The sequence below is a fragment of the Shewanella sp. 10N.286.48.B5 genome (assembly GCF_002874355.2).
GTDB lineage: Bacteria > Pseudomonadota > Gammaproteobacteria > Enterobacterales > Shewanellaceae > Shewanella.
Window position 1 is genome coordinate 1,270,582 of record NZ_MCVG02000001.1, and the last position, 22,666, is coordinate 1,293,247.

Genomic DNA, 22,666 nt, shown 5'->3' on the forward strand with positions numbered 1-22,666 from the left:
TGCAATATTTTGGCGGTCTAAAAAAGGCAACGGTCTATATGAAACATAGAGAGCTTGAAGTCTACCTTCATCATCATATACCAGTATCAAAGTCTCTCGGTATCGGTGTGAATACTTGTAGCAGCAAAAATATCGAGATTACTGCACCATTGAGAATGAATACAAACCACATGAATACGGTGTTTGGCGGCAGCTTGTCTGTTGTTGGTATTTTGGCAGGTTGGTCTTTAGTTTATGCCCAGCTGGAGGGTAAAAAACATCAAATTGTTATTCAAAAAAATAGCATTCGATACTTGAAACCCGCCAGCAAAGATGTAACAGCAGTATGTAAATATGACAACCTTACGGCGTGGTCTCGGTTTCATCGTGCGTTTCAACGCAAGGGAAAAGGTCGTGTTCAAATAGCCTGCAATCTATTTTGTGCGGATGAGTTGGTTGCTACTTTTGAGGGAGTATACGTCGTTTTTAATAAAGAGTTATAAGGTCAAAATGCAATGAAGGCTACAAAGTACTTGAATAAATTGAGCTTAGACATGGTTGACTTGGTTTGTTATCAAAAAGAAGTATAAGATAAAAAACTTAGCACAAGGTAAAGCTTCGTGATCTTGCCCTGTACTCTTCGGCTACCGTTCACCGCTCGTTTTGTAGATAAAGAGGGTGAAACTAATTATAGATCTTTGATAATTTCGGATACTTTTTCTAATCAATATTAGTCGACGTAGACAGAGTACTCTAAATGATTTCTGTCCAAAAACGAGTTAGTGATTAGCGGGGCTTGAAGTTAGTTAGCTTTATGTTTGGAACATATCGGTCTGGAATTCAGCCTTCTTATTATGAAGTCCACGGTCTTCTAACCAAGAATAAAATCTACTTCTAGTAATCGAAACACCGCGTTCGTTTAGTTTTCTTAGGATTTCAGCTTTGGAGGCCTTGGTGTCGAGGAGGTTCAATATAAACGCCGTATGCTCATCAAGCCTGGACTTAACCTTCTGTCCCTTCTGACGACCAGATGATAGCCCTTTGGCCTTTCGTTTAGCGTGACCTGCTTTGGCTCGTTCAGATCGTTTCTGAGCCTCTACAGCGCTGGCAAAAGACTGCCCAATAACTGTAAAAATGATTTCAGCATTATCAACGTTCTCAGAGTTAATTATGATGTCGTTGTATGCTAAATGCAGCTCACCGTATGAGGCTATCTGGCCGATAGCGCCGACCAACTCCATAACCTTGTGGCGACCCAGCCGAGTGATATCCGATACAATGATGCTTTGTTGAGAGGTAATGAGGGAAGATAACTTCCGCTCACTAAGTTCAGTCTTGGTGGCAGACACATGTTCTTCTATCCAATCCGATATTTGTATGCCACGTTTAGCGGCATACGCCTTGATAGCTTCTCTTTGTGATTCGCCATCGGCTCTTTGTGGATCTGATATTCGAATGTAGCCAATCATGCCTGCCCCCAAGTTGAAGAGTTAATTGCTCATGGACGGTTATTTGCTGTTTAGGTAGTTCAATACAACTTCATGGTGGTCTTTGGTTTTGAACTTGTTAAACACATGCTCAAGGTTACCAAACTCATCAATCAGAAAGCTTGTTCTTACAACGCCCATGTTTTCACGGCCCATGAACTTTTTGAGTTGCCAGACACCGTACTTCTCACACACTTCGTGCTCTTCATCGGCTAGCAGAGTGAAGTTCAGCTCTTGCTTGTTGATAAAGTTCGTCAGTTTTTTCGGGGTGTCGGGGCTTAGACCTAACACAACAACGTTGTGAGCATCTAACTCAGCTTTAGTGTCACGCAACCCTTGAGCCTGAACTGTGCAGCCTGGTGTTGAAGCTCGTGGGTAGAAGTAGAGCAGGACCTTCTTTCCTTGAAGCTCAGATAGCTTCACTGGGTTATTGTCTTGGTCATTTAAAGTAAAATCTGGTGCTGTTTGTCCGGCTTCGATTGCCATTGGTTTTGTCCTTACTTTCTCAATTAATGGTATGTGGCGTAGCTTTGTTCGCTATGTCCTATTTAGTGCATTTATATTACGTTAGAGTATACATTTTTAACGTTAATTCAGTGTCCTGTCTAGTGATTACACTAAACAGGATACTTTTATCTAAAATCGCCTTTGATAAGGTTGTCTGGCCTTGCTTTGATGACCTTATCCATTGCCTTCTCTCGCTCACTTTCATGCAACATCTCCATGAGTTCCTTAACCATTTTTATGTGGCTTGCTGCTTGTTTGGCTAGTGCTTGTTCATGGCTTCTAGCGATGTCGAGGTACTCCTTTTTTTTCTTATTAGCTTGAGTCTTGTCGAGCTTTAGCTGTTTCACTTCCGCCTGTAAAACATCAATAGGTGACTGGCTTGAATCATCTTGTGCTACACGAAATTCCAGTGACTTATTCTCCACCATATCCTTAACATCTTTGTGCCTGCGCAATGCCCCAACAGAAAGTCCAGCTTCTTTCTCGACGGTACTATTGTTGATTTTTAGCTTACCTTCTCGGGCTTTCTTCTTTAGCTCTCGGTTTTCAGGCTTACCCTCTAACAGTCGCTCTAGGGCATTTATGAGCTTATTCTTGGTTGTTTGTGTCATTACGCAGTCACTCCGCAGGGTATCAGCATGTCTTGAACTTCTTGTGGTATTACAACGGGTTCATAGCTGATATCTAAGTCTTTCATAATGCGTTCAGCCGCCGTGATTTTGACATACACTTCTGACGCTGTTTGAGGCGTTAATTCATCATGCTCAATGTCCCATAGCATATGAATTTCGGCTTCCTTGCGCTTAGCTTCGGCAAACACGGCATCGACAATATAGTCGTTCTTACAGTCTACACATTCTAATAGGTTGACTTGTGTACGTAGGCTACAACCTGTTGAAGTGCAGTAAACGCCAGGGGCGACAGCGTGGATGTGGCGCTTTTGATCTCGGATTTGATTTTTCCAATAGTTGAGCGAGAGCATGTCGTTATCGACCTTATCTTTAAAAAGGTTACGCTCAGCCTTGATAATGTTTTTGGCAAACTCTTTGCCCTTGCCGCCAGCGACACGCTCTTTGTTTGCTAGCTTCTTGTAGATGTTGAGGTACACCTGCGCTTTTTGATCAATCCTTTCTTCATCAATGGCGTGAGCCAAGCTTTGTTTTTGCTTTCTGATTTTTTGGAACTTACTGGCATTCTTAGCGTAATGGCGTGTCATCGCCATCGATACATGGCTGAACTGCTGCTTGAGTTGGGGGAACGCACAAAGCTCGAAGCCGATAAGATAGTAGGCAAACGAGCGACGCAGCTGATGTCCTGAGAAGTTATAGTCATCCCCCACATTAAACGAAAGGTTAGGGTCGGAAATCTTCAAATCGATGACATCGTCATTGGTTAGCGCTAGCTTCTTTCCTAGTGCGCCTTCAAACCACTTCTTTGTATGTCTAGTAAGGTTATCTTTGTTGGTAGCACCGCAGCCCTCTTTTGTCTTGTGGAAAAATGCTTGGCTATCGGGGTGACGCTGTCTAAGTGGCGAATGAAGCGCTTGCAGGATCTCGTAAGCCTTTTTGCCGACCTCTGTGGTGACAAACTCATCCTGCTTTGACTGAGAGCCTTTGGCGGTTTTTGAGAGGTCTGCATGAATAACGTAAATGGTTTGCCCTGATATGGTTTCTGTTGTGCACCCATTTGCGGTATGTAGGTGAAAGGTTTCATCAGCGCGCATACCTGTGCGGGACATTAATGCCCAGAGGCAGCCACCATTGAGTTGTTTAAATAATGATTGCGCCTCTCTAAGTCCGGTTATCTTCCTGTTGCCAATCGTCAATGTTCGCTCAGGGTGGAATTTGTCGACGTATTCATAATGGAGTGCAGGCTTGTGTTTGTTGAGTAGTTCAAGGGTTGATTCTTGTGTTGGGTTATTGAGCGCGAGAAAAGCCGATTGAAAGGCTATATTCTTTTCCTTAGAACCTTTATTTGCTGAAGAAAAATACCACCGAAGCCCGTCATTTTTTAACTGTGCCTCATCGCTAACAAGGTATTTAGCATACCCTTGGTAGGTTTTGTCATTGTAGTCAGCTATGTAATTAGATAGTTTGCTCAGCTCGTCACGAATGGGGTATAGCTCGTTCACTAATGCTTCTGATTGTTGAAGTCCCAAATAGTACAGCCGCTGCGGGATAACCGTGTACTGCACTGGCTCGTTAATGGTTAAACCAAAATCCGAGGCAGATAACGCTTTGGTCAGGTTAACCTTGAACGGTAGTCGTGTTGCCTCTATGAACAGTTTCTTGAGTGCTACATAAGTATGTTCTCGTTCGAAGTCCAAAACGGTAACATCACCTAATACCCAAGCCTCTAACAGCTCAAAACTTAATAACTCAAAGCTATTGTGGCCTTTATTCAGTAGGGCGGTGGCGACTTTCTTTAACCCAGTGATAGTTTGCGCAATGCTCATAAATGAATAATCTTTGGGCGAGAGCCACATCATACTCAATGCCAGTGCCTTCAATTGGTTTGTTAGGTTACGTTCCATCACCTTTCCGTTTAGAAAGAAATCTAGAGTATCCTTTTTGGTGGCATAAGGCTCAAAGAACGATTGGAGTTGACGCCAAGCATTGTTATCTCCAATTTTACCCAGTGACTCACCTGTGACGCTAAAACCAATATCTAGCGCTTCAAAATCATCCCACTCGCCCGATTTAATGGCAGGTTCTAACACATCCTTCAAGTAATTTGTGTAGCTTCCAACGTGATTTTGTGCGCTTAACAGGGCATCTTGTTGGCCAATGTTGTACTTAGGTAACTTTATCATGATTGGCTCCCAATTAACGGTGTAGGGCTAAAATGGCGTGATCCATAGATACCCGAGGGTGACGCCCGTTTTGGTTAAATAATACCATTGCACCGTCGTACACATCCTTGCTGGCACCATCGAGAGTAACCTCAAAAGCGGCGATTCTTTCATGGACTTCCTCTTGCGCGTTAGGGTATAGGTTTACTGCCTCCTTCAGCACATCAATAAAAGAGATAAGTTTATAGATGGATTGAGTCTCATCAACGGCTTTGGCTGATTGGCATTTATGGCACATGTCGTATTCAGCACAAGATAGTTGTAGCTTCATGGCGTTATTGGTTTCACGCTGGGTGTTTTTTCCACCTGCAATGTTTTGTTGCCCATTGCAATGAATGCCATTGGGGTTGGTTTTTGCCCTTTCTTCCTCTTGCTTCTTTTTCCATTCATCATGCGTCAGCATTGAGATGCCAAGTTTGGCTGCCACTATCTCTTTTGCTTGCTCTAAACCCGTGTCTTCATCCAATAGCTCTATCACTTGTAGAGCCTGTGAGACGATGACTCTGTTGAGCCTTGGGTCACCATTTGCATAGTGCTTATCAATGGTTTGAAGAAGGTTTTGCAGGAGGCTTTGAACGCCGCCAGCGCCACTCACTGAGTACGCTTGGTTACTGGTCATTTCTCGCCAGCGGCTTGATTGAAGCGATATGAAGTATTCGTTGGTTTCAATTGACCATGTTGTCATTAGATTAGCGCTGATAAGGCTTATTCCGTCCCAGTCTTTAGGGGCTTCCTTCTGATGACCTCGTTTGAGCAGCAACCGCTCAGCTCTTTTAGATTGTTGCTTATCGGCTAACTCTGTGGCGAATTGTTCAATATCTTCGATTAACGCCTTGTCAGCAGCAGGAACAGAGAAGTGGTGGCTCTCGCCATTGCGGTATTTGAACGACACACTGATATTCCCCTCAGCGTCTTTATCCGAATAAGTCAGCGGCAGTAAGATGCCCTTCAGGGGTAAGTCTGTGTAACACGATAAAATGCAGTAGGCGCTATTTGTTGCGCCCTGAACGGATTTTGTTTTTGAGCACGGGCGAGTGACTTTGCTTACGACAGTTCGGCCAAGTGTATTCGTCTGTTTTTTTAACTCGATAATATGCTGGTTTCGATAGCTGTAAAACAGTTCCTTAAACCATGGCAGGCAAGATGCACGAGTGGGTGAGAGTACGTTTAACTCTACCATCAGGTGCTTATTTATTTCCATCAAATTGAACGTGCTACTTTTCTCCCCTTGGTTATTCAGCGTAAACAGTAACTCTGAGCCTTTTTCGCCACCGCCGTAGAGTGCTGAAAGCGTTTCAAGGGTTTTAATAAACTTAACTCCATCGCGTTTATCAACATCGAAGCTTTGGTTGCTAAGAACAGCGTCTACCTCTTTATTTGCGCGTGCCTTAAAGCTCGATACCTTAACCACTTGTAAGCTTTTATCCCGCTCATCAGTATGAATCGTGATTGGATGAGCGATGCTTTGTACGTCGCCATCGTTTAATGAGGTAAAAAAGCACATTAAGTGATAAGCCGCCCCCATCGCCATGTTAAACGCAGCGGCAGATTTTACGGATGTGCCCGTTTTACTCTTCCCATGGGTTTGGGCTTTGAGAGACGTTTTAATTGAAATGATTTCTTGGTGGCCACCTAAGTCAATAACGACTGGCAGCTCGATAGGCAGGACAAGGTTTTGTTTTTTTGCCGCAATGAGCTGTGGGGCTAGGATGAAAAATAACTCACTAATCCGAGCAACAAGCACCTCTTCTTCAGCGTCAGAGTAACCCTTATATGGTGTCTGTTCGCCACTAAACCCTCTGTGATGGGTTGCCCATGTGTCAGCGGGTAATCCACACCATGAAAGGGCGGTGCGAAGTGCTGACGTTTTATTAGAGGCTGTACTTTCTTGGATACCCAGTTCATCACCGTGGCTCATCTCCCATAGCCTTTTGGATGGGCGGTACATTTTCATCCGGTGCCGCAGTTCGCCATCATTCCCGGCATATTTTAAATAGCCAGCTTCAGAAAAGGGGTCAACGTTTACAGCGTCACTAAAGACAATGAAGGCTCTTAATGCATCGTATAAGGACGAGACGGTTGCTGCCGACCTGCCATAATCAACATACTGGTTGGTTTTTTTACAAAAGCTCCTTAAAAAAGGGATACGGCTGTTGATTTTGACATTATTACTGTCTGCGCCAAGGTGTAACAGGAGTGATATATCAAACTCGGTTGCCTTCCTGCTGTTGCTGTTCTTGTAGGGGATGCTGAGGTGCAACGGAACCACATTCTTATTGTTTCTGACGTGGTTAACCGTTTTTGAGTTCTTCGCGAGTGGACTTTTTGCCATGCTAGCACCCCTTGTTAATCTTGTTGTTTTTGCTCTTTGCAACCCGTAACTGCTCATTAAACTTATTCATGAACTTAATGTACTTTTCCGTCGTTGCGGTGCTTTCATGTCCCATTAGCGAGGCTAACTCGTCCATTAGGTACTCATAAGCAACCTGCCGCTCCCTAGATTCCCGCCAAAGCCAATGCGTGGCATAAGTTGAGCGAAGATCATGGATTCGATAGTACCAAGTAGGTTCTATTGCCCGGATGCACTGTCGCAGCTCGCTAAAATGCGCCTCTAGAGTGTTTAGTGTGTAAGGCCGCCCTTTATTGGAAAGAAAAAGGTACTCAGTGGTATCCAGTTCTTTTTTGGAATTAATCAGATCCTTTCGGCGAGTTAGGTTCTTTTGTCGCTGACTACATTCCTTGAATTGCTCTAATTCCTCATGCAGTGCGATAGGGATTTCAATCGTTCGTGGCTTACTGCCCTTGGTATGTGTAATGCTCAATGGCACGACATCTAATGCACTAAAATCTTTATTCCCAATATCGCGAGCAGGGAAATGGGTCGCTTCATCAATCCTAAGTCCTGCCTCTTCACATAGTCTCAGTATCAGGGAAGCAGCTTTTGGCAATGTATGAATGTGTTGAGAGAACCGTTCTTTATGCTCGGGAGTCATAGGCTTCAATTTTTGATGAGCAGGCGTTTTATCGATTTTTGGGAACATCTTCATGATGTTTGAAATCTCATAGCCCCGCTTTGCGCCAGACTTAGTATGGGCAAGCATATCATGCTGGTTGATGCCCCCTACGTTAACCTCAACCTCGGTGTAGTGTGTCAGGACATGCTCATCATTATTTTTGAGGTAACCGTGTCTCTGCATCCACTTATAAAACCCAATAACAGCACCCATATAGCTTCTTGCTGAGTTAAGCGAGTACGCTTCATCACCAGTTGCCTCATTCCTAGAGCGACAGTTAGCTAAAAGATGCTCTGCAAATTGCCAAGGTGCGCCTTCTTCTTCATGTTTAGTCAGTGTTTTATAAGTTAGGTACTGAGGTGGTATCACATCCCCTTCATCATCTTGAGGGTGGTGGGTAGACTCTAAATATCGAGTAAAGGCCAATAAGCCTTTGGCCATTGATTTGGTGTCTTGAATTTTTCCTTCACCGCTGAGTTTTGAGACAAGATAAAGAGATTGTGGATAAACAACACGCCCATCTGGTGCAACGATAATATCGGTCTTCTTTATGCGAGACTGTAATTTGGATGGGGAAAGGTAGGGTGAGTGTGTCACTTCTCCAGAGTCAGTATCGATGACCTGTGAGATTCTCAGTTTAGCTAATGTATCTACCTCTATGGAGAGCAATCGGTAGTCTTCATAAACATCATTTTCGTCATGCTTTTCTATCACAAAACAACCCTCAATATGTTACCCACATATCAAAGGTAGATTGTCATAAAAAATTGTCAAGGGTTTTTGTCATAAAAAATTTCTAGGGGTGAATTGCTTCTCGCCCCACACGCCAAAGGCATCAGCAACGGCATGATCTTCATCACTGAGTAAGGCAAAGTTTAACTCTTGCTTGTCATTGAACTTAAGCAGTTTAGCAACTGGGTCAGGGCTTAAACCCAATACTGTGACATTATGATTTGCTAACTGGTCTTTGCTATCACGCAAGCCTTGAGCTTGCACTGTGCAACCAGGTGTTGATGCTTTAGGGTAAAAATAAACTAACACAGGGCCGGTTTTTAAAGCTTCAGTGAGAGAGACTGATTGGTCAAATTGATTTTGTAGGGTAAATTGTGGTGCTAAATCACCAAGGGTTAAGGTATTCATTTTATGTCCTTATTTTATATTCTATTTGTCACTGTTTTGCATATGATTGATAGAGCACTCAAGTGATAGTTCTTTTGCCAGTTCATGGATACTTTTTTCAAGCTTTATAAGATCAATTTTTTCCGGCACATTGATAGTAAATAAAATATGCTGCGTTAAATTATCGTCGTCAGCGTGAGAGCGCACCGCAGCAAGATCAAGGGAACGATCCGCTAAGAATTCGGTTATTCGCTTCATGGTGCCACGTTGATCTTGACCGTTAACATTGACCTCGATACGCGACACGTAATTTTGTGGTGTATGCTTGGAAGTACGTTTCATTACCATGAGTAATTCAAGCTGTACACTTAAGCTGGGTAACTGGGTTTCTATCTTTGTTATTGCTGCCCAAGAGCCTGAAATCATCATAATTAAGGTAAATTCATTACCAAAAAGTGCCATACGGCTATCGACGATGTCACAGTCACATTCACTTGCTAAACGGGCTAGACGACTTACTAAACCAGGGCGATCAGCACCCATAGCAGTAACGACCAGATAGTTGGTCATGGATTTTCCTCACTTTTTCGATATCATGGAGCGTAAACTAGCGAGCTAACGCAAAGTTTTTTTGCGGGCACTAATGCTACCATAACTAATGTAAAACCACATAAGTATGTCACTATGAAAGTTAATTCATATTAAAAATTTACTTCTTGGCATAACAACTTAGGTGTAAGATTGATTTCAATGAAATAAAGTACCTAACGTCATGATATAAAAAATATGCTTAGCCATTAAACAATCATCTGACGATGTAAATTTGTGCTTTAGTAAAAATGCATTTGAGAGCCCCCGTTAATGCTTGTCATTAGTTGTAGGCATCAGTAACATAGCGAATCCTGAAACCTTGGGGAATTTAGATGATAAACGGAAGCATCGTTGCCTTAATCACTCCTATGAATAGTGATGGCACAGTAGATTATAAAAGTCTTGAAAGACTGGTAGAGTTTCATATAGAGCAGGGGACTGATGCGATCGTTGCAGTCGGTACAACAGGTGAGTCTGCTACTTTACCCATTAAAGAACATGCACAAGTTGTGTCGCAAACTGTTAAATTTGCCGCAGGTCGTATACCCGTCATTGGTGGTAATGGCGCTAACGCCACTGCCGAAGCGATAGAACTTACCCAATCAATGGCTGATTCTGGCATTGTTGCCATGCTTGGGGTCACGCCTTATTACAATAAGCCTTCACCTAAGGGCTTAATTGCACATTATAAAGCTGTTGCAGCAAGTACTGATATCCCTCAAATTCTTTATAACGTCCCTGGACGTACTTCAGTGGATATGTTGCCTGAAACCGTGGCTGAATTAGTAGCGGTGGAAAATATTATCGGTGTTAAAGAAGCCACTGGCGATTTAACCCGTGTTGCTCGATTACGCGAGCTTTGCGGTCAGGATTTCAAACTTTATAGCGGCGATGATGCCACTGCGAGAGACTTTTTATTACTTGGCGGTGATGGTGTTATTTCGGTTGCTAATAATATTGTTCCAAAAGCATTTAAACAACTGTGTGATGCAGCATTAGCAGGTGACCATGCTTTATCCGAAAAACTAAACCTACCACTGAAAGGTTTATATGAGCATTTATTCTGCGAAGCTAACCCAATCCCTGTTAAATGGGCTGCGCATCAAATGGGTTTAATTAGCCAAGGACATATTCGTTTACCTTTAACTGAACTTTCTGAGCAGTTTCATGGTCAGTTGTTAGAAGCGATGAAACAAGCCGAGATAGAGGTAACACAATAAATGTTGAAGCAAGTCACTCCAATTTTACTTATAGCAGCAGTTTCTGCTTGTAGTTCACCGACAGATCGTCGCGTTGCCAATGGCAATGATGAATATGTTAACGCCAAAGAAGTCCCACTATTAGTTATTCCAGAAGGCTTGACTGAGCCAACTTATGGCCGTGAATACGACATTCCTAAAGTGGGTAACAAAGTTGATAAAGACTTAGTTGGAAAACGTCTGGATATTCGTCCTCCTTTACTGGTCTTGCCTATGTCTGAAGGTACGCGTATTGAAGAAGGCAGTGACAATATTAAAATTATTGTCGAATCAATTACGACCACAAAAGATCTAAAACAAGAAGTTTTTGATAATTTACATGGTTTCTTAGCAAAACATGAAGTACCTATCGAAAACGAAAATTATGACGAAGGTTTTATCGAAACAGGTTGGATAGACACGCAAGACGTCATAGAAACAAGCTGGTTCGGTGAAGACAAAGTGTATTTACTGCGTCAACGTTACCGTTATGAGGTCGATGTGAGTCCTCATGGTCGCTCAGGCAGCATGGGTATTGATCTCATTGAGCATGAAGAAAGCTACAATGGTGATGATCAGCAAGTGCTATTAACGGCAGAAGATAAACGCCGTTACACCGTTGATATGCTCAATAACACTATTGCTTACATCAGCTTAAAACGTGACAAGCAAATTAAAGCTGACCGTATTCAACAAAGTAAAGGTATTAACGTTGATCTAGTGGCTGAAACAGAAACCACTGGCGCTTATTACATTTCAGAAGTTGATTTCAATAAAACCTGGGATCGATTACGTATTGTATTGCCTGAGCTAGGTTTCGATATTGTTGATATGAACAGCGCCAAAGGTTTGTATTATATTGTCTTGGAAGAAACTGGCGGGTTCTGGAGTTCATTATGGGGCGAAGATAAGTTATCACTTGAAAAAGGTAACTATCGAATTGAGCTTGTTGAAACTGATGATAAAGATCAAACTGAAATCTTTATTAAAGATGCCGCAGGTGAGCCATTAGAAAATGAAACGATTACTGAAATCTATCGCGTAGTCAGCGAAGCAATGAAAGAAGATCGTAAAGTACGATAATGCGTTAAATTAACATTACCTAATTGTTCGTATTTTAGGCTATCAAAAAAAGAGACAGTATTTACTGTCTCTTTTTTTATGCTTTAAAAACAGTAAAAATAGTCATTTAACCTTCTATATCGATTGTTTACCAATTAAAAAGCTAAGATTGATCTTAGTTAACCCCGATCCCGTATATTCCGCAAATGTTTCCTAAGTTTGTTAATTGTAAGAAAAGGTAAAACACCTTGATACCAGTATGATGCTGAGTACACTAGCGGTTGGCTAAATCCCATAACATATCGTTTTTGAGTTTGATGAATGGAATCCCGATGAAAAAAATAATAATTCTCCTCGTTGCGTTACTGATAGGCTGGTTTACATACCAATCTATGAAGCCTACTGAAGAGGCCAAGGTGCGTGCTAAACCTATCCCAAACGTTGTTGTTGCTAAAGTGGCGATGTTGCCAGTAAGAGATGAGGTTGAGGCAATAGGAACCAACAAAGCGTTTGAGTCTATTACTATTACACCAAAAATCACTGAGAAAATCGCAGACATTAAATTTAACGATGGAGATGTGGTTAAAAAAGGCGATTTGCTGGTTCAATTACGTAACCGCGAGCAGCTAGCCAAAGTTAAAGCCGCTGAGTTTAAAGTCAGCGATAATTTACGTGAACTCGACAGAATTCGTAGTTTGGTTACCAGTAAAACGGTAGCAGAACTTGAGCGAGATAGATTACAAACCTTAATCGATACGACCCGCGCTGAGCTTGAGCAAGCTAAAGCTGCTTTGGGTGATCGCGCCATTCATGCACCATTTAGTGGTCGCTTGGGACTAAAGCTTGTCAGTGTCGGCAGTTTAGTGTCACCAGGTACCCAAATATCGACCTTAGATGATGTCAGTAAAATTAAACTTGATTTCTCAGTGCCAGAGCGTTTTATCCAACAACTCAAATTAGGTAAAACCGTTGAAGCGAAAGCGATTGCTTATCCAGATCGTATATTTAAAGGTGTGGTCACATCTATTGATACAAGGGTAAACCCAACAACACGTGCTGTGGTAGTTCGCGCTATTATTGCCAATGACGATGCAGCGTTATTACCCGGCATGTTGATGAAAGTTAAACTGATTAAACAAAATCGTGAAACCTTATTATTACCAGAATCTGCCATCATTCCTATTCAATCAAAACACTATGTATACACAGTTAACGAAGAGAATATTGTCGAGCGAAAAGAAGTCATAATAGGCATTCGTAATCGAGGTTGGGTTGAAATTCTTGATGGTGTCGGAATTGGTCAATCGGTCATTATCCGCGGGTTATTAAAAGTAAGACCGGGAGATGAAGTCACCACTCAGGCTGCAGAAGCGTTTAACTTTGCCAATGTCGCTGATGTGGAGAATGCGGCATGATCCTCACTGACATTTCCGTAAAGAGGCCGGTATTTGCTTCTGTTATTAGTATTTTAATTATTATTCTTGGCATGGTGTCATTTGATAAGTTACCTCTTAGAGAATACCCCAACATTGATCCACCGGTAGTATCGATTGATACCAATTATCGCGGCGCGAGTGCTTCAGTGGTTGAAAGTCGCATTACCCAATTAATTGAAGACAGGATTAGCGGCGTTGAAGGGATCAAACAAATTACCTCAAGTAGCCGTGATGGACGCTCTTCTATTACCTTAGAGTTTAATATCAACCGTGATATTGAAGCGGCGACCAATGATGTTCGAGATAGAATTTCAGGGTTACTGGATAACTTACCAGAAGAGGCAGACCCACCAGAAGTAGAAAAGTCCAATGGTGGTGATGAAGTGATCATGTGGCTTAACTTAGTGTCTGATCAAATGAACACATTACAGCTAACAGACTATGCCCGACGCTATTTGGTCGATCGATTTTCAGTTGTCGACGGTGTTGCCAACATCCGTTTAGGTGGCGGTAAAGTTTATGCCATGCGAGTGTGGATAGACAGACAAGCTTTAGCAGCGCGTAAACTGACCGTAGCGGATGTGGAATCTGCGCTGCGCTCAGAAAACGTTGAGCTTCCGGCGGGTTCTATTGAGTCAAAAGAGCGCCATTTTACTGTCAGGGTTGATAGAAGCTTTAGAACCGCTGAAGACTTTGCCAGCCTTGTTATTACCCAAGGTGATGATGGCTATTTAGTGAAGCTTGGTGATGTGGCTAAAGTGCAAATTGGCTCAGAAGAAGAGCGGATAATGTTCCGCGGTAATACTGAATCAATGATTGGCTTAGGGGTATCTAAACAATCAACCTCAAACACCTTAGAAGTCGCCCGTGCTGCCAATGAGTTAGTCGATGTTATTAATCCGACATTACCAGCAGGAATGGAGATTAAGCGCTCATACGACAGCTCAGTATTCATTGAAGCGTCAATTAAAGAGGTGTACCAAACCTTATTTATCGCGATGCTATTAGTGATAGTGGTGATTTATCTGTTCCTAGGCAGTGTGCGCGCGATGTTAATTCCAGCGTTGACTGTTCCAGTGTCGTTAATGGGGACTTTTATTGTTTTATATTCATTAGGTTATACCATTAACTTACTGACTTTGCTGGCGATGATCCTTGCCATTGGTATGGTGGTTGATGATGCCATTGTGATGTTAGAAAATATTCATCGCCGTATTGAGCAAGGTGACTCACCGCTTAAAGCGGCCTATTTAGGTGGCCGTGAAGTTGCTTTTGCGGTAGTTGCGACAACATTGGTATTAATTGCCGTGTTTATGCCGATCACGTTTTTAGAAGGTGATTTAGGTAAGCTGTTTAAAGAGTTTGCAGTTACCATGAGCGCCGCAGTGATTTTCTCAAGCTTAGTCGCATTAACCCTAAGCCCAATGATGTGCTCTAAGTTGCTTAAACCCGCCGGTGAAAGCACTTGGTTAGTACGTAAAGTTGATGACGTGATGGATAAGTTATCTGCTATTTATCAATCGCATTTGGTGAGTGCGATTAAAAAGCCCTATCTTATCGGCGTAATTGTCGTGGTGGCTTTTGCGTTAAGTGGCTACTTGCTTAAACAAGTACCTCAGGAATTTGCCCCTCGCGAAGATAGAGGCTCAATGTTTTTGGTGGTTAATGGCCCTGAAGGAGCAAGCTTTGAGTACATTGAAAAGTACATTGATGAAATTGAAGGCCGTTTAATGCCATTAGTTGAATCGGGTGATGTGAAACGCTTATTGATCCGCGCTCCTCGTGGTTTTGGTCGCTCAGCAAACTTTTCAAACGGCATGGCGATTATCGTTTTAGAAGATTGGGCCGAGCGACGTCCTGCCAGTGAAATTATTACTGATATTCGCGCTCGAATTTCGGACTTAGCAGGGGTCAGGGCATTTCCCATTATGCGTCAAGCCTTTGGCCGTGGTGTCGGTAAGCCTGTGCAGTTTGTATTAGGTGGTCCAAGTTATGAAGAGTTAGCTTTATGGCGAGACATCATCATGGAAAAAGCTAAAGAAAATCCGATGTTAACCGGGCTTGATCATGATTATAAAGAAACCAAACCTCAACTTAGAGTGTCAATTGATAAAGACAGGGCTGCTGATTTAGGGGTGTCAATATCACATGTGGGCAGAACCTTAGAATCGATGCTGGGCTCACGTTTAGTGACGACCTTCATGCGAGAAGGGGAAGAATATGATGTGATCATTGAAGGTAATCGTGAAAATCAAAATACTGCTACGGATTTAGAAAATATCTACGTGAGATCTGATCGAACCGGCGAGTTAGTGCCACTATCGAATATTGTCACTGTAGAAGAGTATGCTGATGCCAGCTCTTTAAATCGCTATAACCGCATGCGGGCGATCACTATCGAAGCAAACTTGGCTGATGGCTATAGTCTAGGTGAAGCGTTAGATTATCTTAATGATTTATCCTATACCTATTTGCCTGCTGAAGCGGTGATTAGTTATAAAGGGCAATCGCTGGATTATCAAAGTTCAGGCAACTCCATGTACTTTGTGTTTATCCTAGCGTTAGGTATTGTGTTCTTAGTATTGGCGGCGCAATTTGAAAGTTATGTGCATCCTATGGTGATTATGCTTACAGTACCTCTGGCTACGCTAGGCGCATTAATTGGCCTATGGTTTACCGGACAAAGTATCAATATTTACAGTCAAATTGGTATTATTATGCTGGTGGGGCTAGCGGCTAAAAATGGTATTTTGATTGTTGAATTTGCCAACCAATTGCGTGACAAAGGCATTGAGTTTGAACAAGCAGTCATTCAAGCCTCATCCCAACGTTTAAGACCGATCCTCATGACCGGTATTACCACTGCAGCTGGTGCTATTCCATTGGTGCTATCAAGTGGTGCGGGCTCTGAAACACGTTTTGTGATTGGCGTGGTAGTGTTATCAGGTATTTTGTTAGCAACCTTCTTCACCTTGTTAGTGATCCCGGTGGCTTACAGTATCTTTGCCCGAAACAGTAGCTCGCCTGAAGCGATTGCCAAGCAACTAGAACAAGAGTTAACGACTTAGTGACAATCTGCTTAAGTGAATTAGCTGTTATAAACGCTATGTTGACTTAAGCACTTCAAAAAGCCAGTTGTGAATAGTCACAACTGGCTTTTTTATGTCTGTATAGTGACAACTCAGTGACAACCCTATAATTCACAGCTAATCGAAGGTTAACGATGAAAAAATCCGACAAGAAACGTGATAACCAAATTCGTCAGCAGTTAACACTGGTGTGTGATTTATTAATGTCAGAGTGTGAGGGCTTTCAATGGCTCACGCATTCGGTAAACTACACCGCTTTTCCTAAATCGTTAAAAGTGATTTGTGTATTTAGTAATGAGGCGCAAATAACCAAGGTCAAATTAGCCAAGCAAGATGCGTTTATTGTGCAGATGATAAGCCATTATTTACAGGCTGTTTCTGTGGAGATAACTGCTGGGCAGATTGTATTAGACAGTGAAGCGGCATGTGATAGTCAACATGAGGGTAATTGGGCAAAGCGTTTAACTTAAGTCATTATTATTTTTGCTTAACACTAGGGTAATTAGCGCAGCTTAACTTGGGTTTACAGCAAATAAAAAAGGGAAAGCAATGCTTTCCCTTTTGGTATTTTACTTAGCTTTAAAAAGTGAGTTAAGCCGCTTTAACTTGCTTGGCTTCACTAACAACCTTTGCTTCAAGCTCTTCAGGGTCAAAGTCATCAACATTGATTGACTTCATACGACCAATTTCAGCTCTTTCAAGTAAGGCCACTTCAGTATCACTTAACACACCTAAGGCTTTACCTTGTGCAGCGACTTTATCTAACCACATAAATGGTAGGCGTTTACCGGCAGCTTTACAGACTTTGTCGTATAAAGGCTCTGAAGCTAAAATATCTAATAAAGTTTGCTCTTGAATACCTACCGCATTGTGCTCTGAAGCTGTCCAGAATTGGCCTTGGCCTAAACGGTCACGACTGGCACATGGCGTTTGCATAATTTTAGACACTTTATGGTCTAATACATCGCTAGGACGTTTTAGTGGGCGACCAAATGGGAAGATAACAGCGCGAAGTGCAATGCCAAGACCCATAGGGAAGTTATCCAGTAAGTCATCTAAAGATGTTTGTAGTTTATGTAGTGAATCTTCTACAGCCCATTGAACTAACGGTAAATCTTCAGTTAAACGACCATCATCTTCATAACGCTTAAGCGTTGCAGACGCTAAATATAGCTGACTTAATAAATCACCTAAGCGTGCTGAAATACGTTCTTTACGCTTAAGGTTACCGCCAAGTGTTGCCATCGCTAAATCCGAAAGCAGGGCTAAGTTAGCACTGAAACGATTCATCTGCTGATAATAACGTTTCGTTTTATCATTATAAGGTGATTTGGTGAAGCGGCTAGAAGTAACGCCCATCCAGAAACTTCTTACAAAATTAGACATCGCAAAGCCAATATGACCGAAGATGGCAGCATCGAAGTTACTTAAGCCTTGACCCGATGTGGTATCAAAAGCAGATTCCATTTCAGCTAATACATATGGATGACAGCGAATAGCGCCTTGTCCATAAATAATCATAGAACGGGTTAAAATGTTGGCACCTTCAACGGTAATTGCAATCGGCGCTGCTTGATAACCACGACCCAAATAGTTATTTGGACCTAGACATACACCTTTACCGCCGTGAATATCCATGGCGTCGATAACACACTTTTGCATTCTATCGGTTAAATGGAATTTAACGATGGCAGAGATAACTGATGGCTTTTCACCTAGACCAATCCCCACAGTAGTTAATGAACTTACAGCATCCATCAAGTAAGCATTACCGCCAATACGTGCCATTGGCTCTTCAATACCTTCTAATTTACCGATAGGTAGTTTGAACTGACGACGAATTCGAGCGTAAGCACCTGTAGCTAATGCAGCTGTTTTAACGCCACCAGCAGAGTTTGACGGCAGGGTAATACCACGGCCTACAGAGAGACATTCAACTAGCATGCGCCAGCCTTGACCGGCCATTTCAGGGCCACCAATGATAAAGCTCAGTGGCACGAATACTTCGTTGCCACGAGTTGGACCATTTTGGAACATACAGTTCAATGGGAAGTGACGACGACCGGTTTCAACCCCTTGAATATCAGTAGGGATAAGGGCACAAGTAATACCTAAATCTTCGGTATCACCTAATAAGCTGTCAGGGTCGCGTAATTTAAATGCCAAACCTAATACTGTCGCCACTGGTGCTAAGGTAATGTAGCGTTTGTTCCATGTTAGTTTCATACCTAACACTTCTTCGCCTTCCCATTCACCTTTACAGACGATACCAAAATCAGGGATCGCGCCAGCATCACTACCAGCTTCTGGGCTAGTAAGTGCAAAACAAGGCACTTCAAGACCTTTAGCTAAACGCGGTAAATAATGATCTTGTTGTTCAGTCGTACCATAGTGTTGCAGTAACTCACCAGGGCCTAGAGAGTTTGGTACCCCAACCGTTGATGCAAGTTCACTACTCACGCCAGCTAATTTTTGCAATACACGTGACTGAGCATAAGCTGAGTATTCAAGACCACCGTATTTCTTTTTGATGATCATGGCGAAGAAGCCTTCGTCTTTTAAGTATTGCCAAACTTCTTGTGGAAGGTCAGCTAGCTCATGTGAAACCTGATGTTGGTTAACCATTTTACACACAGTTTCAACTGGGCCATCTAAAAACGCTTGCTCTTCAGCAGTTAAACGCGCTTTAGGGTAGTTATGTAATTTATTCCAGTTAGGGTTACCAGCGAATAAGTCAGCTTCCCACCAGGTTGTACCTGCTTCAATGGCTTCTTTTTCAGTGGTAGACATTTCAGGCATGATGCCTTGATATACTTTAAGCAGTGGACGTGAGATGAAATTCTGACGAAATGATTTAACATTTAAAGGTAATGCTAAAACTATATAGACAACCCAAGCTAGACTGCCAACAATATCTAATACACTACCAATTAACATTACAACTGCTGCTGCAATTGTTGCTGTTAATAACGACACCCGCAAGTAAGTTGCTGCGCCGAGTACCGCGATCATGGCGATGATCCAAATAAGTGTCTCCACTGTCTTTCTCCTTAAAAGTGTTTAATATTTAAACACCTACAAATTAATGATCCTATTCACAGAACTGACCGTGGTCTGACCTGTATCACATAAAATTAAACCTAACTGGCGCTGATTACAAGTTATTTCAAACAATTGTTTAAAATATTTTGTTTAATAAAAATGCCAATTTTTTTCTGCACTAGGTACAATATAAATTACGTAATATTTTGAGTTAATTATATTTTTAAGGCGTGTTTCATGTGTGAGTTACTAGCGATGAGCGCTAATGTCCCAACGGATATTGTATTTAGTTTCACAGGCTTAGCTGAAAGAGGTGGTGTTACTGGGCCACATGTTGATGGTTGGGGGATCACTTTTTATGAAGGCAAGGGCAGCCGCACCTTTAAAGATGCTCGTCCTAGCAGTGAATCCCATGTCGCTCAGCTCATTAAATCTTATCCAATCAAAAGTGAGATTGTCGTCAGTCATATTCGTCAAGCAAACCGTGGCTGTGTTGCGCTGGAAAATACCCATCCTTTCACCCGCGAGTTATGGGGCCGATATTGGACTTATGCCCATAATGGACAGTTATCAGACTACCAAAATAAGTTTCAAGTAAATCATTTTCAGCCTGTTGGGGACACCGACAGTGAGCTGGCATTTTGCTGGATTATGGAACAGGTGTTAGGTGAGTTTGGTCATACGCCACCCGATGACATGAAACAGGTGTTTGAATTTGTAGCAACGCTGGCTGATGACATTCGAGCTTTAGGTGTTTTTAATATGATCCTAAGTGATGGTGTCGATTTAATGAGTTATTGCACTAATAATTTGTGCTTCATTACCCGCCGTGCGCCTTTTGGCAAAGCCAAATTAATCGATACTGATGTGGTTATTGATTTTAATAAAGAAACGACACCCAATGATGTCGTTACAGTGATTGCTACTCGTCCGCTGACAAAAAACGAACAGTGGCATATTTTACAGCCTGGCGAATGGAAGTTATTTAGGCAAGGCGAATTACTGATTAACAGTTAATCCAGCGTTTGCTTTAGTAACAGCTGTATCGGATTCTATTGCTTGCTGAATTTGATAATTATCTAACTGAATATCAAGCTGCTTACTACCTTTAGAAAAATGACTTAAACGCACGGGTAAGTAGTTTAATTCTGGCGCCATCCAAAAAAAGGTTTGGCGCTTTTTACTTTTTCGTACCACTTCTATTTTTACGGTTTGATAAGTGCCACTGTCTAATATCACTTGTTCTTTGCCGACAATTTTAAATTCATAATCATCAAACTCTTTTTCTTTGACCATTTTGTATTTAAGCAATTCGGGTTGGCGGTACATATCCATTCTAAATATTAATTGAGATACCAAGGGATCGTAGATATCCTCGGCAAAGGGTAATTTCTCTCTTTCGTCTTTATATATGGTGTGGATAACGCCTTGTCCAGCAGCAAAGGCGGTTTGCTCTGTGTAGTCAGATCCGGTGCCGCTACGTTTACTCATATAGCGGATGGGCTTAACCTTGCCATCTTCGAGTTTGAACTCACTATTAAGGTTACGCACATCCGATAGCATTAATAAGCTGATATCGCTATCAAAGCGATAGTTATAGTAGCCATTATCACTTTCAGGCAACTGGTAGCGAGCTTTACCGAGTTCGATACTGCCATAGAACACCCGATATTCAGCAGAGTGAGGGGTTAATGCATTGAGGTACTCGAGGTTTTCCTTGTCATCAGAAGCGACAGCATTAGGGGCCTGAGACAATGTAATGACAATAATATTGGCTAATAAAGCGGTGAATTTTCTAATCAAAGTAATACCTACCCATGCAATATTTAAAAAGGTAACGACATGACAAGGGTTGCAATGTCAGGGCGCCATTCATATTTTGACAATGAAACCTTGCCTTGGTTCACTTCTACTCCATCTGATCTTAGTCGCTGTTGCTGATTTTGGAAATGAATAGAATTGACTTTAAAAGAAATTTTTCCTTGGCTGTTAATCACTCTATACCAAGGTAAGTTTAGGTTATCGGGGGCGTCTTTGAGTGCTTTAGACACATACCTGGCTCTACCTGGTAGCCCAGCTAAGTCAGCCACTTTACCATAAGCTAAAACATGACCTGTGGGGATCATATTTACAATAAACCAAATTCTTTGCTTTGGGCTAAGGTTTTCCATTGATGGCTTTTGATCAGGTATGGGATGATAATTTATTGTAACCCGCTTTGGTGTTGCGAGTTAAGTAGACAATAGTAAGTATTCAATAGCCAGCTTATGAGTGTTGGTTATCGCTCATGGTTGATGAGCGATACTTTTTGAGTGAGTTTATAACAGTGAGACGAAATACTGACAGGGTTAATACTGTGGATATAAAGCAGGTTTATATGACTGTTAAATAAATACACAAGAAATGAGACAAGGCGCCTGCAAGTACAAATAAATGCCAAATAGCATGATTATAAGGAATACGCTTATTGACATAAAAAATAACCCCGATGCTATAAAAAGCCCCACCTGCAAGTAATAGGTTAAAGCCTAAATCTGACATGCCTTTGATTAAATCTCCCATGATGGTGACACAAAGCCAGCCCATAACAAGATACAAAATAACACTTAGCCCTTTGAAGTGGCCAATAAATAAGGTTTTAAAAATAATACCGCCTAAGGCTAATAACCATATTGCAGTTAGTATTAGCGTAGCACTATCATTTTGAAGGCTAATTGACATTAAAGGTGTGTATGTACCAGCAATAAGCAAATAGATTGCACAGTGATCAGCCATTTTAAAGCGTTTACGCCATAAGGGGCTTTTACTGGAATGGTATAAGGTTGAGGCCAGAAAAAGCATAATAATACTTAATCCATACACAGTGATCCCGATAGTGTCAGCGATATTAAGTTGGCCATTCGCTTTTATTAGCATTGCAATTAGCGCGGCGATACCCGCAAGTACCCCTATACCATGGGTGATACTGTTAGCTAATTCCTCAATCACACCATAGTCTGACTTTGATGTAGGTGTTGGTGCTAATGTTTGATTAGCATCTAACTCAAGTGACATAGTTGCATACAACCTTGTTAAGCAATTTACATTGAGTCTACCAGCAATATTCATAATAGGCCATGACTTTAGCGTACACGTGTAAGCTTAAGTTTGACGCTATGATAACTGTCTGATTTTGTGGGGAGTCGTGTGTCATCGACATAAATTAAATGAACTTAATGGCTTTTTTATCATCTAGTTTATGGTCAGCTTGT

At 41.9% G+C, this 22,666-nt stretch carries 18 protein-coding genes and 1 pseudogene; 7 read left to right on the plus strand and 12 right to left on the minus strand.

From position 1 onward, the window contains the following. The first annotated feature begins 38 nt into the window (after window positions 1–38). A complete protein-coding gene (locus BCU57_RS05500) occupies window positions 39–482 on the plus strand; it encodes a YiiD C-terminal domain-containing protein (protein ID WP_082419996.1) in 444 nt (147 codons plus the stop codon). A 309-nt stretch (window positions 483–791) separates the two neighbouring features. Here BCU57_RS05500 and BCU57_RS05505 read toward each other — a convergent pair whose 3' ends face one another. The 8 genes and pseudogenes from BCU57_RS05505 to BCU57_RS05540 all read right to left on the minus strand — a co-directional run bounded on the left by BCU57_RS05505 (window position 792) and on the right by BCU57_RS05540 (window position 9,527). Beyond that, on the minus strand, window positions 792–1,448 hold the full coding sequence (locus tag BCU57_RS05505) for a recombinase family protein (protein ID WP_102437146.1): 657 nt from the start codon (window positions 1,446–1,448) through the stop codon (window positions 792–794). A gap of 39 nt (window positions 1,449–1,487) precedes the next feature. Beyond that, entirely contained in the window at window positions 1,488–1,952 is a 465-nt protein-coding gene (bcp, locus tag BCU57_RS05510; RefSeq protein WP_102437148.1) for a thioredoxin-dependent thiol peroxidase, read from the minus strand. A gap of 146 nt (window positions 1,953–2,098) precedes the next feature. Continuing rightward, window positions 2,099–2,584: a bacterioferritin comigratory protein gene (locus BCU57_RS05515; RefSeq protein ID WP_102437150.1), complete on the minus strand. Its 486-nt coding sequence runs from the start codon at window positions 2,582–2,584 to the stop codon at window positions 2,099–2,101. After that, the gene (locus tag BCU57_RS05520; protein WP_102437152.1) at window positions 2,584–4,785 is read right to left on the minus strand and encodes a tyrosine-type recombinase/integrase; all 2,202 of its coding nucleotides are present in this window, start codon (window positions 4,783–4,785) and stop codon (window positions 2,584–2,586) included. Before BCU57_RS05520 ends, BCU57_RS05515 begins: the two co-directional genes overlap by 1 nt. 13 nt (window positions 4,786–4,798) lie before the next feature. Further along, window positions 4,799–7,156 carry a hypothetical protein gene (locus tag BCU57_RS05525; RefSeq protein ID WP_102437154.1) on the minus strand — a complete coding sequence of 786 codons (2,358 nt, stop codon included), beginning with the start codon at window positions 7,154–7,156 and terminating at the stop codon, window positions 4,799–4,801. Between the two features lies 1 nt (window position 7,157). Further along, window positions 7,158–8,552 carry a tyrosine-type recombinase/integrase gene (locus BCU57_RS05530; RefSeq protein WP_102437156.1) on the minus strand — a complete coding sequence of 465 codons (1,395 nt, stop codon included), beginning with the start codon at window positions 8,550–8,552 and terminating at the stop codon, window positions 7,158–7,160. A 90-nt stretch (window positions 8,553–8,642) separates the two neighbouring features. Next, window positions 8,643–8,978 (minus strand): annotated as a pseudogene (bcp, locus tag BCU57_RS05535) (thioredoxin-dependent thiol peroxidase); the annotation flags it as partial. 21 nt (window positions 8,979–8,999) lie between these two features. Further along, the gene (locus BCU57_RS05540) at window positions 9,000–9,527 is read right to left on the minus strand and encodes a glycine cleavage system protein R (protein WP_102437160.1); all 528 of its coding nucleotides are present in this window, start codon (window positions 9,525–9,527) and stop codon (window positions 9,000–9,002) included. Window positions 9,528–9,880: 353 nt separating this feature from the next. Here BCU57_RS05540 and dapA point away from each other — a divergent pair, with 353 nt between their 5' ends. The 5 genes from dapA (at window position 9,881) to BCU57_RS05565 (ending at window position 16,843) form a co-directional block, all read left to right on the plus strand. Continuing rightward, window positions 9,881–10,768: a 4-hydroxy-tetrahydrodipicolinate synthase gene (gene dapA, locus BCU57_RS05545; RefSeq protein WP_102437162.1), complete on the plus strand. Its 888-nt coding sequence runs from the start codon at window positions 9,881–9,883 to the stop codon at window positions 10,766–10,768. Beyond that, complete coding sequence (gene bamC, locus BCU57_RS05550) at window positions 10,769–11,869, plus strand: outer membrane protein assembly factor BamC (RefSeq protein WP_102437164.1); 1,101 nt, start codon at window positions 10,769–10,771, stop codon at window positions 11,867–11,869. 311 nt (window positions 11,870–12,180) lie between these two features. Then, complete coding sequence (locus BCU57_RS05555) at window positions 12,181–13,263, plus strand: efflux RND transporter periplasmic adaptor subunit (protein WP_102437166.1); 1,083 nt, start codon at window positions 12,181–12,183, stop codon at window positions 13,261–13,263. Beyond that, window positions 13,260–16,352: an efflux RND transporter permease subunit gene (locus BCU57_RS05560; protein ID WP_102437168.1), complete on the plus strand. Its 3,093-nt coding sequence runs from the start codon at window positions 13,260–13,262 to the stop codon at window positions 16,350–16,352. Before BCU57_RS05555 ends, BCU57_RS05560 begins: the two co-directional genes overlap by 4 nt. Window positions 16,353–16,507: 155 nt before the next feature. Further along, the gene (locus BCU57_RS05565; protein ID WP_102437170.1) at window positions 16,508–16,843 is read left to right on the plus strand and encodes a Fis family transcriptional regulator; all 336 of its coding nucleotides are present in this window, start codon (window positions 16,508–16,510) and stop codon (window positions 16,841–16,843) included. Between the two features lie 121 nt (window positions 16,844–16,964). Here BCU57_RS05565 and fadE read toward each other — a convergent pair whose 3' ends face one another. Continuing rightward, window positions 16,965–19,412 (minus strand): acyl-CoA dehydrogenase FadE, encoded by a 2,448-nt coding sequence (gene fadE, locus BCU57_RS05570; protein WP_102437172.1) that lies wholly within the window; start codon window positions 19,410–19,412, stop codon window positions 16,965–16,967. A gap of 240 nt (window positions 19,413–19,652) precedes the next feature. Between fadE and BCU57_RS05575 the strand changes: the two genes are divergently transcribed. Beyond that, window positions 19,653–20,432 carry a class II glutamine amidotransferase gene (locus BCU57_RS05575; protein ID WP_102437174.1) on the plus strand — a complete coding sequence of 260 codons (780 nt, stop codon included), beginning with the start codon at window positions 19,653–19,655 and terminating at the stop codon, window positions 20,430–20,432. Here BCU57_RS05575 and BCU57_RS05580 read toward each other — a convergent pair. The 3 genes from BCU57_RS05580 to trhA all read right to left on the minus strand — a co-directional run bounded on the left by BCU57_RS05580 (window position 20,415) and on the right by trhA (window position 22,469). Further along, on the minus strand, window positions 20,415–21,218 hold the full coding sequence (locus BCU57_RS05580; RefSeq protein ID WP_241903482.1) for a DUF3108 domain-containing protein: 804 nt from the start codon (window positions 21,216–21,218) through the stop codon (window positions 20,415–20,417). The two genes, BCU57_RS05575 and BCU57_RS05580, sit on opposite strands and share 18 nt — an antisense overlap. Window positions 21,219–21,241: 23 nt before the next feature. Continuing rightward, window positions 21,242–21,586, minus strand: coding sequence for an MGMT family protein (locus BCU57_RS05585; RefSeq protein WP_102437176.1), 345 nt, complete (start codon window positions 21,584–21,586; stop codon window positions 21,242–21,244). 202 nt (window positions 21,587–21,788) lie between these two features. Further along, window positions 21,789–22,469, minus strand: a complete 681-nt coding sequence (trhA, locus tag BCU57_RS05590) for a PAQR family membrane homeostasis protein TrhA (RefSeq protein WP_102437178.1) — start codon at window positions 22,467–22,469, stop codon at window positions 21,789–21,791. Window positions 22,470–22,666 lie beyond the last annotated feature (197 nt).